This is a genomic window from Neobacillus niacini (assembly GCF_030817595.1).
GTDB classification, from domain to species: Bacteria; Bacillota; Bacilli; order Bacillales; family Cytobacillaceae; genus Neobacillus; species Neobacillus niacini_G.
The window spans coordinates 4,327,501-4,342,500 of record NZ_JAUSZN010000001.1 but is presented as its reverse complement, the minus strand read 5'-3'; the positions used below and the strand labels follow the sequence as shown (position 1 = coordinate 4,342,500).

The window sequence follows — 15,000 nt, the reverse complement described above, 5'->3', positions numbered from 1 at the left end:
TCGCTCAACGGATAAAAGCTACCCCGGGGATAACAGGCTTATCTCCCCCAAGAGTCCACATCGACGGGGAGGTTTGGCACCTCGATGTCGGCTCATCGCATCCTGGGGCTGTAGTCGGTCCCAAGGGTTGGGCTGTTCGCCCATTAAAGCGGTACGCGAGCTGGGTTCAGAACGTCGTGAGACAGTTCGGTCCCTATCCGTCGTGGGCGCAGGAAATTTGAGAGGAGCTGTCCTTAGTACGAGAGGACCGGGATGGACGCACCGCTGGTGTACCAGTTGTCTTGCCAAAGGCATCGCTGGGTAGCTATGTGCGGACGGGATAAGTGCTGAAAGCATCTAAGCATGAAGCCCCCCTCAAGATGAGATTTCCCATAGCGTCAAGCTAGTAAGAACCCTGAAAGATGATCAGGTTGATAGGTCAGAGGTGGAAGCGTGGTAACATGTGGAGCTGACTGATACTAATCGTTCGAGGACTTAACCAATTTTTAAAAAGCGAACTCGTTTTACACACTTCTTCTGATTATCTAGTTTTGAGGGAATGATACCTCAAAAACAGTCTGGTAATAATGGCGAGAAGGTCACACCCGTTCCCATACCGAACACGGAAGTTAAGCTTCTCAGCGCCGATGGTAGTTGGGACTTTGTCCCTGTGAGAGTAGGACGTTGCCAGGCACACGAAGCACAACCTGATAAAGGTTGTGTTTTTTTATATGCTCTTGAATGAAGAATTTGTTGAAGGGTGCCCGCGAGGCAGCACTTTAGGGAAAAGAGGGAACGATAGTTAGAGAATCGTGCCCGTGCGGCGAAGCTTTTAGAGAAAACGGTAACGAATAGAGGTTATTCATGCCTGCGGCAGAAACACTTTTAAGGAAAACTGTAACGAATAGTTCTTAACAATCTCCATGAAGTAAATTTTTTATAGTTGACGTAAATAAGTTAAACCGCATGTATGATTGCCTTGATTTTCAATTTTTATAAGTTAAAGGAGTCAAAACTCCCTTTTGATTCCCTTAATCAGGATTAATAAGGTGTACAGGGAATCAAAATTCCCTTTTAGTTCCCACAAGCCCGATTTTGTAAGTAAATACAGGGAACCAAAACCACCTTTTGATTCCCATGAACTTGATTTTCCGAGTATACAGGGAATCAAAGCCCTTTTTCTCCAAAGAAAAGACTGCCTATTAACTCATCAAGTACTCATAAACCAAAAATGGTCCCTTCTTCAAGGTAATTTCCAAGAAAGTCTTAATAAATGGATAATCTCGGTTTGGCATCATTTTTGTAATTTCACTCCACCACTCTGTTTCATATCTAGCAATCATACTCAAATTATAAAGCAGGAGATAATGAACCATCAGTTCAGGAAATAGAAATAAATTCTCCTTCTTAAGCGGTAGAACATAAGCGCTGGATTCTAGATTGAATTTAATCGGTGATATTCCAGAAAACTTCCTTTTATCGTATTGAAACGAGAGTCCTTCACTTAAAAATTCAATCTGATTCCCAGACTTAGATGAAAGAAAATCCTTCAATCTTTCCTCTGTCATATGATAATGATCCAGTACTTTTTCTGGTACTGCCAATTGGCCGTGCTGAGTATTATTTATGGGGGTAAAAGTGCTTTTCGACTCATGTACCATAAACAAATCATCCAATTCGGGAATGAGCTCAAGCAGCTCCTCCATTGTAATTTTATCGCCTTCCAATTGTTTCATGTGGAACATTTTTTCAGACATAAAAGGAAAAAGTCCATTTTTTTGAAACTTTACTTCATCTTGAAAAAATTGATAGTTTTGCTTTTTTCTTTTCCGTGTAGAAACACCATGTGCTAAGACGGAAGTCGTTTCCGGGTATGCTGGGTCAACCGTTAGAATGCATGCTTTAATTAAATGTACAAGACCATAAAAGAGCAGAATTGGTTTTAGGATTAGCGGTGAGTTTTCTGCCTGTAGATAATAAATTTGTCCATGCTCGAGATAATATAAAAAGGCATAACAGTTTTCATAGCTTTTTTGTTCAGGGTTTTCAATATTTCGCTTTATATAGTGGTTTTTTAGGTATAACTGGCAATGCTCTGCAGAGAAAAAACTTGCATAGCTTTTCCAGCCTTTATAGTCAACAGTCAACGGGAATCACCTTTTTCAGAAAAATTAGACTAAATCGTTCTCCTTGACAGTATTTTGTCCAATTGATAACCTACAATTAAAAAATTTTTTCCTGGAGGCCAAAAAATGTGGGAGAGTAAATTTTCAAAAGAAGGTTTAACGTTTGATGATGTCTTATTAATTCCTGGTAAATCGGAAGTACTGCCGCGTGATGTAAGTCTTCAAGTGGACTTATCGCCAACGGTAAAGTTAAACATTCCAATCATTAGTGCAGGGATGGATACAGTAACCGAAGCCGAAATGGCAATTTCAATGGCTCGCCAGGGTGGTTTAGGGATTATCCATAAAAACATGACGATTGAACAGCAAGCTGAACAGGTCGAGAAAGTTAAGAGATCAGAGAGCGGGGTAATTACGGATCCGTTTTATCTCACTCCAGAGCATCAGGTGTATGATGCCGAACATCTAATGGGTAAATACCGAATTTCAGGTGTACCAATTGTTAATAATCTTGATGAGCAAAAACTTGTCGGGATTATCACCAATCGTGATTTACGTTTTATTCAAGATTACTCTTTTAAAATCTCTGATGTCATGACTAAAGAAAACCTGGTTACGGCTCCAGTTGGAACCACATTAAAAGAGGCAGAAAAAATCCTTCAAAAATACAAAATTGAAAAACTCCCGCTAGTGGACAATCAAGGAGTATTAAAAGGGCTAATTACCATAAAGGATATCGAGAAAGTAATTGAGTTTCCTAACTCAGCAAAAGATAAGCAGGGTCGTCTGTTAGCTGGAGCTGCAGTCGGGGTTACAAAGGATACAATGCTGCGAGTTGAAAAGCTGGTAAAGGCAAACGTCGATGTTATTGTGGTGGATACTGCTCATGGTCATTCTAAGGGTGTACTTGACACCGTTAAGGAAATAAGAGACCAATATCCTGACTTAACTATTATCGCTGGTAATGTGGCTACTGCCGAGGCAACAAAGGATTTAATTGAAGCGGGCGCAGATGTAGTTAAGGTAGGAATCGGACCTGGTTCAATTTGTACTACCCGTGTAGTAGCAGGGGTAGGTGTGCCGCAGATTACCGCGGTATATGATTGTGCTACAGAGGCTAGGAAGCATGGTAGAACCATTATTGCAGATGGCGGCATTAAATATTCAGGAGATATCGTGAAGGCTCTTGCTGCAGGCGGTCACGCGGTTATGCTAGGTAGCATGCTCGCAGGTGTAACTGAAAGTCCAGGAGAAACTGAAATTTTCCAAGGACGTCGCTTTAAGGTATATCGTGGTATGGGTTCCGTTGCGGCAATGGAAAAGGGCTCAAAAGACCGTTATTTCCAGGAAGATAACAAGAAATTCGTTCCTGAGGGTATTGAAGGGCGCCTGCCTTACAAGGGACCTTTAGCGGAAACCATTTATCAATTAATCGGTGGTTTACGTTCAGGGATGGGCTATTGTGGAACCAAAGACCTAGAAGAATTAAGGAATAATGCACAATTCATTAAGATGACCGGGGCAGGTCTAAGAGAAAGCCATCCTCATGATGTTCAAATTACCAAAGAAGCACCAAATTACTCATTATCTTAATAAAAACGCAGAGAAGCACTGACTTCTCTGTCTTTTTTTTGTAAAAAGATAGTGCTATCCTCTGTCTATGATTTGAACCCCAGTTATGTTAAAATAACCGAAGTGCATAAAATCGTTGGAGGGTATTATCGTGAATAAACTTTTTTATCGAAAAATTATTGCCAGTTCATTGGCAATGATCATGTTTTTTAGCCTGTTTGCAGGCATAAATAAAGCAGAGGCGGAAACAGCATTAGATGTTAATGCATCTGGTGCTATATTAGTTGATGCAGATACCGGTATGATTCTGTACGAAAAGAATTCTGACACTGCTTTGGGCATTGCGAGTATGACTAAAATGATGACGGAGTACTTACTTCTAGAAGCCGTAAAAGAAGGCAAGGTAAAGTGGAACCAAGAGTATTTAGTATCCCCTGAAATTTCTAAGATGTCACATGATGATAGTTTAAGTAATGTCTATTTACGTGTTGAATCAAAGTATAAGGTAGAGGATCTATATGCAGCAATGGCAATAGAATCTGCGAATGCAGCGACCATGGCAATTGCTGAAATTGTTGGAGGGTCAGAGGCCAAATTTGTTGAAATGATGAATAAAAAGGCAGCAGAACTTGGTCTTGAAAAGTATAAGTTTGTAAATTCTACAGGTCTAAATAACCGCGATATTTTAAAGCATCTTCCTGAAGTAGTGGGTGACCCTGATGAGGAAAATATAATGTCTGCAAGGGATGTTGCCTCCTTAGCGTCTCACTTGATACATGATTTCCCTGAAGTTCTAAAAACATCCAGTATACCTGAAAAGATTTTTGCAAAGGGCACGGAAGATGAATTTGTAATGGACAACTGGAACTGGATGTTAGAAGGATACGAGGAACTTGCAAGTGATTACCCGAACTATCAACAATTTGTTTATGATGGTTTGGATGGTTTAAAAACGGGTTCTACCCCATTTGCAGGATACAATTTTACTGGAACAGCTATTAGAGATGGTCAACGATATATTTCTGTTGTTATGAATACTAGTTCCCAATCCGAACGTTTTAGAGAAACAAGAAAGGTTCTGGATTACGCCTTTAATAATTTTAAAAAAGAAGAAATCCTTCCAAAGCATTATCAAGTTAAAGGGAAGAAAACTTTACCAGTCATCAAAGGTAAAGAAGATCAAGTGAAAGTTTATACGAAAGAAGCCGTTAACTTGGTGGTGAAAAATGGGGAAAAGGATAATTTTAAAACCACTTTGACACTTGATAAAAAGAAGGTTAACGGTCAAGGTGAACTTACTGCACCTATTAAAAAGGGTGAAAAGGTTGGAACATTAACGCTCCAGCCTAAAGAGGCAGGAAATTTAGGATTTTTAACAAAAGAAGGCCAGATAACGGTTGACGTCATTGCGGCTGAAGATGTCGACAAGGCTAATTGGTTCGTCTTAATGATGAGAGGTATTGGCGGGTTCTTTGGAGATCTTTGGGGAGGCATTTCTTCAACGGTTAAAGGTTGGTTTTAATAGTTAGGAAATTTTTAGCAAAGGATTCTTGTCTTGACAGGAATCCTTTTTTGTTGCTTTAATGATTTTATGGAAACAATCTAATTCCGAATGAATTAACACTATTTCCTAAGTTTATACGTTGATTTTTTGTAATATTTATAAAAATGGAACTTATAAGGGGGATTTTTCATGAAAACAGGTACGGATCGAGTTAAACGCGGTATGGCCGAAATGCAAAAGGGCGGCGTCATTATGGACGTTGTTAATGCAGAGCAGGCAAGAATTGCTGAAGAGGCTGGTGCAGTTGCGGTAATGGCTTTGGAGCGTGTACCATCTGATATTCGCGCAGCTGGCGGTGTAGCTCGAATGGCTGACCCAAGAATTATTGAAGAGGTATTGAATGCAGTATCAATCCCTGTAATGGCAAAGGCAAGAATTGGCCATATTGTTGAGGCACGTGTACTTGAAGCAATGGGTGTAGACTATATTGATGAGAGTGAAGTTTTAACCCCAGCGGATGAAGAGTATCACTTATATAAAAGCGATTTTACCGTTCCATTTGTTTGCGGCTGCCGTGACCTTGGTGAGGCCGCCCGCAGGATTGGTGAGGGTGCTTCCATGCTTCGTACAAAAGGGGAACCTGGAACAGGAAATATTGTTGAAGCGGTACGCCATATGCGCAAAGTAAATGGACAAGTTCGTAAAGTAGTCGGAATGAATGAAGATGAGCTAATGACAGAAGCAAAACTATTAGGAGCACCATTTGAGTTACTTCTTGAGATCAAGCGCCTTGGCCGCCTTCCTGTTGTTAACTTTGCTGCTGGCGGTGTTGCAACGCCTGCTGATGCAGCATTAATGATGCAGCTGGGTGCGGATGGAGTATTTGTTGGTTCAGGTATCTTTAAATCGGAAAATCCTGCAAAGTTTGCTAGAGCAATCGTGGAAGCTACCACTCATTACCAAGACTACAAATTAATCGCTGAGCTTTCTAAAGAACTAGGAGCACCGATGAAGGGAATTGAGATTTCATCATTGTCCCCTGAAAACCGTATGCAGGAACGTGGTTGGTAATGGTTAAAGTAGGAGTACTTGCCTTACAAGGCGCCGTCAGGGAACATATTCGTTCTTTGGAGGAATGTGGTGCTGAGGGGATTGCCATTAAGAAGGTAGAACAGTTAAGAGAAGTAGATGGCCTCATTCTTCCTGGCGGTGAAAGCACTGCGATGAGACGCCTAATTGATAAGTATGGTTTTATGGAGGCATTAAAGGAATTTGCTGCCAAAGGTAAACCGATGTTTGGTACATGTGCTGGTCTTATTCTTTTAGCTAAAAACCTAGTTGGTCACAAGCCGCATATTGGGGTGATGGACATTACGGTCGAACGCAATTCCTTTGGACGACAGGTTGATAGCTTCGAGGCTGACCTCGCGATCAAGGATGTAGCTGACAACTTCCCTGCAGTCTTTATCCGTGCACCGCATGTCGTTGAAGCCGGAGCTGAAGTAGAAATCCTTTCAAAGCACAATGACCGTATTGTGGCAGCTCGTGAAGGACAATTCCTCGGATGTTCGTTCCATCCTGAATTAACAGACCGCCATGACATTACGGCTTACTTTGTTGAGATGGTTAAGGAAGCAAAAGCAAAACAATTTGTATAATTTGATTGCAATTGGTGGATAATTATAGTAAATTATTTTCAATAAATATTTTAAAGCAATGAGAGGAACTAGTAGCAGGAAGTTCATTCTAAAGAGAGCCGGTGGATGGTGCAAATCGGTGTTTGAAGCTTGTGAATCCCTCCTCGAGCAAGGTATGGAACGCCCGCTTAAGGGTCAGTAAGTACTTTCGGTAAAAACCGTTAATTTTTTCGAGGTGGACAGACTAAATCTGTCAACCAGGGTGGTAACGCGGGTTAACTCTCGTCCCTGTTTTTAGGGACGGGAGTTTTTTGTATTTATTTAGTGAATCCAGCTGCAGCGCCTAGGGGCTCGGGGTCATAAGCCAATCCGTCAAGAAGGTTAAAGAACAACCTTCATGCCGGCTCGTCTTATGCCTGTCGCCCCTGTACAAGGCGCTTACGCTTTATAATTTAGTTAGGAGTGGGAAGATGTTAGACATTAAATTATTACGAGCTAATTTTGCTGAGGTTAAGGAAAAGCTCCAGCACCGTGGGGAGGACCTGACAGACCTAGGAAAGTTCGAAGACTTAGATCAGCGCAGACGTGATTTAATCGTCGAGGCAGAACAATTAAAAAGCAAACGCAATGAGGTTTCCCAGCAGGTAGCTGCTTTAAAGCGTGAAAAGGCCAATGCTGACCATCTTATTGTAGAAATGCGTGAGGTTGGCGATAGGATCAAAGTATTGGATGAGGAGCTCCGCAGTGTTGAGGAAACGCTCGACTTGTTGTTAATGAGCATTCCAAATATTCCACATGAAAGTGTGCCAATTGGTGAGTCAGAAGATGATAATGTGGAGATTAAAAAATGGGGTCAAGTACGGGACTTTGAATTTGAGGCAAAGCCGCACTGGGATGTTGCGGACCATCTAGGTATCCTTGACTTTGAGCGTGCGGGCAAGGTTACAGGCAGCCGTTTCGTTTTTTATAAAGGTCTCGGAGCCCGCTTAGAGCGTGCATTAATGAACTTTATGCTTGACCTGCATGTAGATGAGCATGGCTACAAAGAAATATTGCCGCCATATATGGTAAACCGCGCGAGTATGACTGGTACAGGTCAACTTCCAAAATTTGAAGAAGATGCGTTTTTAATTGAAAGTGAAGATTATTTCTTAATTCCAACAGCAGAGGTGCCAGTTACCAACCTCCACCGTGATGAAATATTAAGCGGAGATGAGCTTCCAATCCGCTTTGCAGCCTATAGTGCATGCTTCCGTTCTGAGGCTGGTTCTGCGGGGCGGGACACACGTGGATTAATCCGCCAGCACCAGTTCAATAAGGTAGAGCTAGTGAAGTTTGTTAAGCCAGAGGATTCTTATGAGGAACTTGAAAAGTTGACAAGTGATGCGGAACGCGTGCTTCAATTACTTGAATTACCTTATCGAGTGTTAAGCATGTGTACGGGTGACCTTGGCTTTACGGCAGCAAAAAAGTATGATATTGAAGTATGGATCCCAAGCTATGGAACATATCGTGAGATTTCTTCTTGCAGTAACTTTGAAGCATTCCAAGCTCGCCGTGCGAATATCCGCTTCCGACGTGACCCGAAAGCGAAGCCTGAACATGTTCATACTTTAAACGGATCTGGGTTGGCAATTGGTAGAACAGTTGCAGCTATCTTGGAAAATTACCAGCAGGCTGATGGAAGTGTGGTAATTCCTAAGGTGTTACGTCCATATATGGGAAATAAAGAAGTTATCGCACCAGAATAAAAAAAATTAATCATGTGTTGACAGGGATAGTGGGAATGTGATATTCTATCTCTTGTCGATACGGAGGAATACCCAAGTCCGGCTGAAGGGATCGGTCTTGAAAACCGACAGGCGGGTTAAACCGCGCGGGGGTTCGAATCCCTCTTCCTCCGCCATCTATTTTATTATAATCGCGCATAAAACTGGAGATAAAATCCGTCCAAGCATTTGGACGGATTTTTTATATTTTCTTTCTAAATTGTAAAAAAAAGCCCTATTGGAATTAACCAATATGGGCTTTTGTCATATTTAATATTTCTTTCAGGCGTTCGTCCACTTCACGGCATACTCTTAATGCATCTTCTGGGCGCTTAACGACATCCGTATGATCCATATCGACGATTAGCACTTCACTGGCATTATAGTTATTAATAACCCACTCATCATAACCTTTCCAAACTTCAAAGTAATACTCTTTCAGTTCAGGATTAATTTCAAAGCTTCGGCCGCGTGCCATAATTCGATCAATGACAGTATCAAAGGAACCTTTTAAATAAACCATTAAGTCAGGAGCCTTTTTTGGAAGTTCATTTAACTCTTGCATCATGTTCTCAACAAGGTCTTCATATATTCTAAATTCAAGGTCAGAAATTCTGCCAAGATTTTTGTTTACATAAGCAAAGTACCAGTCCTCGTAGATGGAGCGATCCTGAATCGTGTAAATAGGGTCTTTCCAGCTTACACAATCCTTTACTGTTTTAAAACGTTTATTTAAGAAAAATAATTGCAAGAGAAATGGGATTCTTCTTGCATCTAATTCTTCCGGCGTTAATTCATAGTAGAGCGGAAGAATCGGATTATCATCAACAGTCTCATAAAAAACCTTACTGTCAATTCCGCTCCTTTGAAAATATGCATTTAATGTATCAGCCACACTTGTTTTACCAAGACCTATCATACCACCAATAACGATACTCACTTACATCCCCCAATTCTTATCGTGTGTTTGTCGTGCTGCTTTTCTTTAATGAGCCTATGAGCTTTTCAATAATAAAATTCAAGTCCGCTTCATTCTTTACAAAGTCTAATTCATCACCATTAAAGCGAAGAACAGGAATTTCTGGATGTGATTGCTCAAAGCGCGTTATGGTTTGTTCATAGTCAAGCGATAGCTGTTCTAAATATAGGGGACTGATATTTTTCTCTACCTCGCGTCCTCTTATTTTAATTCTCTTTAGAAGAGTATCTAAACTCGCATTTAGATAAATAATAACATTTGGCTTTGGCATGTCTTCCGTTAGGAGCTGATATATTTTATAGTATTTTTGATATTCGTCGGGGTTTAAGGTCCTCTGGGCAAAAATTAAGTTCTTTAAAATATGATAATCTGCTACAACAGCCTGACTTTTACTTAAGTAATGGGTATTAATATCCCCCAATTGCTTATAACGGTTGCAAAGAAAAAACATTTCCGTTTGGAAACTCCACTCTTCAATATTGTCATAAAATTTCCCCAAAAATGGATTTTCATCGACAATCTCTTTTAATAAAGCAAAATTAAATTGATCTGAAATGGCTTTTGCGAGAGATGTTTTACCTACACCAATCGGCCCTTCAACGGTAATAAAGGGAGTATACCCCATTTGCTGATCCTCCTTCTCCAACTGCCTGCGAATTCTATGTTTAACCAGCTATAAACCGGAAACTTTTTTCTAACGTTCTAAATGGCACAAATAATATATTATCATAATCTGACACAGGAAGGGATATGGAAATTGTAGAAGAAGAAATTTTAATGTCGAATATATGAAAAAACTGCCGAAATACGGCAGTTTATGTTATAAAAATTTATTAACCTCTTTTTACCACATTGAAATTCTCAACAATTAAAAGCCAATTCTGCGGAAATGCCAGGCCAAGCTTCCAATAACTCATCCCTCTAATACCTAATTCTTTTATCAAATTAAATTTGGCTTGGATCGAGCGGGCATCCTCAAACCAAACCTCATGCTGCTTTCCGTCTGCTGTGTATCGGAAGAAAGGTGCCTGTGCTTTTGTATCATACTGAATAGGAACGTTGTTTGCAGCAGCAAGTTCAATCGCTTGCTGCGGGCTGACGGCTTTTGCGACAGAGCCTTGAACAAAAGGAAGTGTCCAGTCATATCCATATAAGTTCTGACCCATTAAGATTTTATTCGGAGGCATTTCTGTAATCGCATATTCTAAAACCCTCCGGACCTGATCAATAGGTGAAACAGCCATAGCAGGACCACCGCTGTAGCCCCATTCATAGGTCATAATAACTACAAAATCAACGATTTGACCGTGAGCCCGATAATCATGGGCTTCATACCATGCTCCTTGTTGTGTAGCACTAGTTTTCGGTGCCAGCGCCGTTGACAATAACCAGCCTTCCCTTTGAAACCGGGCTTTTGCCTTTCTTAAAAATGTATTATAGGCTTCACGGTCTGCCGGACGTAAAAATTCAAAATCAAAATGAATATCTCTAAACCCATATTTCTTTGCAGTGGCAACAATATTATTTAAGAATCTATCTTGTACTGGAATATCATTAAGTAAAATACGACCCAATTCATTACTAAATTGATCATTTTCTTGGTTCGTTATAACCATCATTAATACATTTCGATTCGCTCTCGCGATGGCTGGAAAATTATTTAATAAGGGCTCCTTTAAAGACCCATCGCGAAGAGCTTGAAAACTGAACGGTGCAAGGTAGGTTAAATAGGGACCTGCTTCCCGTGCACTAGTTTCTAAAATAGGGGAAACACTAGTGCCTCGAGGTTCGACATAAGCATTAAATTCTCCTCTTCTTTTTGGTATCGGCGGAATATAAAGACGGAAGCCGACATAGAGTTGCTGGTTTAATGAAATACGATTAGCAGAGGCAATTTGTTGATAGGGTACACCTACTTTTTGCCCGATTGACCATAGACTATCTCCAGGCTGTACATAATAAAAACTGCCAACGATCGGAATCACCATTGCTTGACCGACGACGAGATTATTTGGATTAGGGATGTCATTTGCTTCAACTATATCATTCACTGTTGTATTGTATGCCCTTGCAATGGTTGTTAATGATTCATTTGCTCTCACAACATGAATTTGCATATCTTCCCCTCCTAAGCAACAACACTACATCTATTCTATGAGTAAGATTATGGATTCATGATATAATGGGGAAAATAGTAAGAGTCAAAATGATCATATAAGGCGGTACCCTCATGACGATAGATGAAATTTCTGATGAATTATATATGAAGGAAGCCATAAAGGAAGCGAAAAAGGCAGAAGCATTAAACGAGGTGCCAATCGGAGCCATCGTCGTAATAGATGGGAAAATTATTTCCCGAGCACATAATCTACGTGAAAGTAAACAAAGTGCGGTTGCCCATGCAGAAATTTTGGCTATTGAACATGCATGTAAGCTAGTAGGCTCATGGCGTCTGGAGAATGCGAGCCTTTATGTCACACTTGAGCCCTGTGCGATGTGCTCGGGTGCGATTATCTTATCAAGAGTCAAGAGAGTTGTTTATGGTGCTGCAGATCCAAAGGGAGGCTGTGCAGGTACATTCATGAACCTCCTGCAGGATGAACGTTTCAATCATCAAAGTGAAGTAACGAGCGGTGTACTGGAGGAAGAGTGTGGTCAGTTACTATCAGACTTCTTTCGTCAGCTTCGAGAAAAACGAAAAATAGCAAAAAAACAATCCTTACAGTAATTTACAATTGATAAAGATTGATTTTTCCCCCAAAAGTTAGTATACTAAAAAAGCGTCAGATAAAGACGCCTTAAAATTTGTTATCAACTTTGCCGTGCTAGGCGGGGAGGTAGCGGTGCCCTGTACTCGCAATCCGCTCTAGCGAGGCTGAATCCCTTCCCGAGGCTGGTATCCTGTAGGGTCCGCCTTAAGTAAGTAGTGTTGACGCCCGGGTCCTGCGCAATGGGAATCCATGAACCATGTCAGGTCCGGAAGGAAGCAGCATTAAGTGGAAGCTTCCATGTGCCGCAGGGTGGCCTGGGCCGAGCTAACTGCTTAAGCAGCGCCTATGGGTGCGAAGTCGACGGAAGGTGCACGGCAGTTTATAATGTAAAAACAACTCATTTCGAATACGAGATGAGTTTTTTTGTATTCTCTTTGATAAATAGAAAAAGGATAAGTTATAATGATTAGGAAAGAATTTTTGAAGGGGGCGATGTTTGTGGCTTATCAGGCTTTATATCGTGTTTGGCGTCCTCAGCAATTTATTGATGTAGTAGGACAAGAACATGTTACGAAAACATTGCAAAATGCCCTGCTTCAACAAAAAATTTCCCATGCCTATTTATTTAACGGGCCAAGAGGAACAGGTAAAACTAGTGCAGCCAAAATATTGGCTAAAGCAGTAAATTGTGAACGTGCGCCAATTTCTGAACCCTGCAATGAATGTGCTGCATGTAAGGGTATTACCAATGGAACTATATCAGATGTGCTGGAATTTGATGCAGCATCAAACTCCAGAGTGGAAGAAATGCGAGATGTCCTTGATAAAGTAAAGTTCGCTCCAACCTCTGTTAACTACAAGGTCTATATTATAGATGAAGTGCATATGCTATCCATTAGTGCGTTTAATGCCTTGTTAAAAACGTTAGAGGAGCCGCCAAAGCATGTCATCTTCATTTTAGCCACGACTGAGCCGCATAAAATTCCCTTAACGATTATCTCTAGATGTCAACGATTTGATTTTAGACGAATTACAGCACAATCTATAGTAAATAGAATGAAATTAATCGTTGAGGAAACAGGTGTAAAGTGTGAAGAAGACGCCTTAAAAATGATTGCTAGAGCGGCAGAAGGCGGTATGCGTGACGCATTAAGTCTTTTAGATCAAGCTATCTCTTTTAGTCACGAAGAAGTAACTGTTGAAGATGCTTTGACGGTCACCGGCTCCGTTTCGCAAGGATTTCTAAACAAGCTTGCAAGGGCCGTTATGGAAAAGGATGTAGCCAGTGGATTAGAAGCATTAGAAGAATTGTTGTTTCATGGGAAAGATCCATCAAGATTTATTGAGGACTTTATATTGTATTATCGAGATATGCTGCTATATAAAACAGCCCCAAATCTTGAAGAATCATTAGACAGAGTCTTATTGGATGAGGAATTCCGTCAAATTGCTGAGGCTGTTCCCTATGATCAGATTTATCAGCTCATTGAACTACTAAATAAGACTCAACAAGATATGCGATGGACCAACCATCCGAGAATCTTTCTAGAAGTTGCAATTGTAAAGCTGTGTCAAACGGAAGCTAAGCAGATAGAGCAAATGCCTGCTGGACAACTATCTGAGCTGCTTAAGAAAATAGAACAGCTTGAGCATGAATTACAACATTTAAAAACAAATGGTTCAGTTATGGTTCAAGAAGCAGCACCGCAGGCAGCACAAAAGCCTTCGCAAAGAAGTTCAAGAAAAGGGTTCCAGCCAGCAGTTGGAAGAATAAATGAAGTTTTAAAGAATGCAACAAAGAATGACATTAATCAAATTAAGAGTAAATGGGGCGAAATGAGAGGAAGATTAATGAAGTCTCATGCAGCCTTATTAAATGAAGCGGAGCCAGCTGCTGCTTCGGCTGATGCTTTTATTTTAAAATTTAAACATGAAATTCACTGTCAAATGGCAATGGATAATAACCGTTTTGTCGAGACGATTACTCTTGCTCTACAAGAATTAACAGGAAATAGATACCTTGTTCTAGGGGTGCCCGAAGAACAGTGGCTATCGATACGAGAAAACTTTTTAAGCACACAGCATCATGTCGAGGGAGAAGTTTCTGGATCGAACCAGGAAGAAGAGCCGCATATAGCAGAGGCAAAAAACCTGTTTGGTGCTGAATTTGTAGAAATTATTGATTAATTAATTGGAGGTTGAAAGGTTATGCGTGGTGGAATGGGTAATATGCAAAATATGATGAAACAAATGCAAAAAATGCAAAAGAAAATGGCTGAAGCACAAGAGGAGTTAGGTCAGAAAAAGATTGAAGGAACAGCAGGCGGCGGTATGGTAACTGTCATAGTAACAGGACACAAAGAAGTCGTGGATGTTCAAATCAAACCTGAAGCAGTGGATCCTGATGACATCGAAATGCTTCAAGATTTAGTCTTGGCGGCAACGAACGACGCGCTAAAAAAGGTAGAAGAGCTCACAAATAATACAATGGGCCAGTTTACAAAGGGAATGAATCTGCCTTTTTAAATAATGAAGATCCAGCATATGCGCCTTTTTAAAGGCGCATATGCTTTTCTAGGAGAGGAATAATAGAAATGCATTATCCAGAACCGATTTCTAAGTTGATTGACAGTTTTATGAAACTGCCTGGTATCGGCCCAAAAACGGCTGCTCGTTTGGCTTTTTATGTATTAAGTATGAAAGAAGATACTGTGCTGGATTTT

The 15,000-nt window shown here is 40.7% G+C and carries 13 protein-coding genes, 1 tRNA gene, 2 rRNA genes, 1 other RNA gene and 1 other annotated feature (2 of these 18 cut by a window edge); of the genes, 13 read left to right on the top strand and 4 right to left on the bottom strand.

Features of this window, described 5'->3' with window-relative positions; genetic code table 11:
* Window positions 1–482 (top strand): 23S ribosomal RNA (locus tag QFZ31_RS20630); it begins 2,455 nt to the left of the window's first position.
* Between the two features lie 74 nt (window positions 483–556).
* Window positions 557–672: ribosomal RNA gene (rrf, locus tag QFZ31_RS20625) — 5S ribosomal RNA — on the top strand.
* 509 nt (window positions 673–1,181) lie between these two features.
* On the opposite strand, the gene QFZ31_RS20620 is transcribed toward rrf, so the two are convergent.
* Entirely contained in the window at window positions 1,182–2,126 is a 945-nt protein-coding gene (locus QFZ31_RS20620) for a YaaC family protein (protein ID WP_307306375.1), read from the bottom strand.
* Between the two features lie 105 nt (window positions 2,127–2,231).
* Between QFZ31_RS20620 and guaB the strand changes: the two genes are divergently transcribed.
* The 6 genes from guaB (at window position 2,232) to QFZ31_RS20590 (ending at window position 8,724) form a co-directional block, all read left to right on the top strand.
* Window positions 2,232–3,698 (top strand): IMP dehydrogenase, encoded by a 1,467-nt coding sequence (gene guaB / locus QFZ31_RS20615; RefSeq protein ID WP_307306372.1) that lies wholly within the window; start codon window positions 2,232–2,234, stop codon window positions 3,696–3,698.
* A gap of 175 nt (window positions 3,699–3,873) precedes the next feature.
* Window positions 3,874–5,199, top strand: a complete 1,326-nt coding sequence (locus tag QFZ31_RS20610; protein WP_373459923.1) for a D-alanyl-D-alanine carboxypeptidase family protein — start codon at window positions 3,874–3,876, stop codon at window positions 5,197–5,199.
* Window positions 5,200–5,370: 171 nt separating this feature from the next.
* Window positions 5,371–6,252 carry a pyridoxal 5'-phosphate synthase lyase subunit PdxS gene (gene pdxS, locus QFZ31_RS20605; RefSeq protein WP_063255643.1) on the top strand — a complete coding sequence of 294 codons (882 nt, stop codon included), beginning with the start codon at window positions 5,371–5,373 and terminating at the stop codon, window positions 6,250–6,252.
* Window positions 6,252–6,839 carry a pyridoxal 5'-phosphate synthase glutaminase subunit PdxT gene (gene pdxT / locus QFZ31_RS20600; protein ID WP_307306368.1) on the top strand — a complete coding sequence of 196 codons (588 nt, stop codon included), beginning with the start codon at window positions 6,252–6,254 and terminating at the stop codon, window positions 6,837–6,839. The genes pdxS and pdxT overlap by 1 nt, the downstream gene beginning before the upstream one ends.
* A 49-nt stretch (window positions 6,840–6,888) precedes the next feature.
* Window positions 6,889–7,111: a binding site (T-box leader), on the top strand.
* Between the two features lie 177 nt (window positions 7,112–7,288).
* Window positions 7,289–8,569, top strand: a complete 1,281-nt coding sequence (gene serS, locus QFZ31_RS20595; RefSeq protein ID WP_307306365.1) for a serine--tRNA ligase — start codon at window positions 7,289–7,291, stop codon at window positions 8,567–8,569.
* Window positions 8,570–8,631: 62 nt separating this feature from the next.
* Window positions 8,632–8,724: transfer RNA gene (locus QFZ31_RS20590), tRNA-Ser, on the top strand.
* Between the two features lie 107 nt (window positions 8,725–8,831).
* Here the strand turns inward: QFZ31_RS20590 and QFZ31_RS20585 are convergent.
* The 3 genes from QFZ31_RS20585 to QFZ31_RS20575 all read right to left on the bottom strand — a co-directional run bounded on the left by QFZ31_RS20585 (window position 8,832) and on the right by QFZ31_RS20575 (window position 11,683).
* Complete coding sequence (locus QFZ31_RS20585) at window positions 8,832–9,527, bottom strand: deoxynucleoside kinase (RefSeq protein WP_307306362.1); 696 nt, start codon at window positions 9,525–9,527, stop codon at window positions 8,832–8,834.
* Window positions 9,528–9,543: 16 nt separating this feature from the next.
* Window positions 9,544–10,191 (bottom strand): deoxynucleoside kinase, encoded by a 648-nt coding sequence (locus QFZ31_RS20580; RefSeq protein ID WP_307306360.1) that lies wholly within the window; start codon window positions 10,189–10,191, stop codon window positions 9,544–9,546.
* A 208-nt stretch (window positions 10,192–10,399) separates the two neighbouring features.
* The gene (locus QFZ31_RS20575; protein WP_307306357.1) at window positions 10,400–11,683 is read right to left on the bottom strand and encodes a glycoside hydrolase family 18 protein; all 1,284 of its coding nucleotides are present in this window, start codon (window positions 11,681–11,683) and stop codon (window positions 10,400–10,402) included.
* Window positions 11,684–11,796: 113 nt separating this feature from the next.
* Here QFZ31_RS20575 and tadA point away from each other — a divergent pair, with 113 nt between their 5' ends.
* The 5 genes from tadA to recR all read left to right on the top strand — a co-directional run.
* The gene (gene tadA / locus QFZ31_RS20570) at window positions 11,797–12,294 is read left to right on the top strand and encodes a tRNA adenosine(34) deaminase TadA (protein ID WP_307306355.1); all 498 of its coding nucleotides are present in this window, start codon (window positions 11,797–11,799) and stop codon (window positions 12,292–12,294) included.
* A gap of 92 nt (window positions 12,295–12,386) precedes the next feature.
* Window positions 12,387–12,652, top strand: an RNA gene (ffs, locus tag QFZ31_RS20565) — signal recognition particle sRNA large type.
* A gap of 123 nt (window positions 12,653–12,775) precedes the next feature.
* Entirely contained in the window at window positions 12,776–14,464 is a 1,689-nt protein-coding gene (gene dnaX, locus QFZ31_RS20560) for a DNA polymerase III subunit gamma/tau (RefSeq protein ID WP_307306352.1), read from the top strand.
* 21 nt (window positions 14,465–14,485) lie between these two features.
* Window positions 14,486–14,803, top strand: a complete 318-nt coding sequence (locus QFZ31_RS20555; RefSeq protein WP_179603824.1) for a YbaB/EbfC family nucleoid-associated protein — start codon at window positions 14,486–14,488, stop codon at window positions 14,801–14,803.
* Window positions 14,804–14,871: 68 nt separating this feature from the next.
* On the top strand, window positions 14,872–15,000 hold the 5' portion of the coding sequence (gene recR, locus QFZ31_RS20550) for a recombination mediator RecR (RefSeq protein ID WP_179603823.1). 468 nt of this gene lie beyond the right edge of the window; the window shows 129 of its 597 coding nt (coding positions 1–129); it begins with the start codon at window positions 14,872–14,874; its stop codon lies beyond the right edge, outside the window.

What these genes read in the sequence shown, in the direction of transcription:
- guaB (WP_307306372.1), top strand. Translation starts at nt 2,232, where the DNA reads ATGTGGGAGAGTAAATTTTCAAAAGAAGGTTTAACGTTTGATGATGTC.
- QFZ31_RS20610 (WP_373459923.1), top strand. Translation starts at nt 3,874, where the DNA reads ATGATCATGTTTTTTAGCCTGTTTGCAGGCATAAATAAAGCAGAGGCG.
- pdxS (WP_063255643.1), top strand. Translation starts at nt 5,371, where the DNA reads ATGAAAACAGGTACGGATCGAGTTAAACGCGGTATGGCCGAAATGCAA.
- pdxT (WP_307306368.1), top strand. Translation starts at nt 6,252, where the DNA reads ATGGTTAAAGTAGGAGTACTTGCCTTACAAGGCGCCGTCAGGGAACAT.
- serS (WP_307306365.1), top strand. Translation starts at nt 7,289, where the DNA reads ATGTTAGACATTAAATTATTACGAGCTAATTTTGCTGAGGTTAAGGAA.
- QFZ31_RS20580 (WP_307306360.1), bottom strand. Translation starts at nt 10,191, where the DNA reads ATGGGGTATACTCCCTTTATTACCGTTGAAGGGCCGATTGGTGTAGGT.
- QFZ31_RS20575 (WP_307306357.1), bottom strand. Translation starts at nt 11,683, where the DNA reads ATGCAAATTCATGTTGTGAGAGCAAATGAATCATTAACAACCATTGCA.
- tadA (WP_307306355.1), top strand. Translation starts at nt 11,797, where the DNA reads ATGACGATAGATGAAATTTCTGATGAATTATATATGAAGGAAGCCATA.
- QFZ31_RS20555 (WP_179603824.1), top strand. Translation starts at nt 14,486, where the DNA reads ATGCGTGGTGGAATGGGTAATATGCAAAATATGATGAAACAAATGCAA.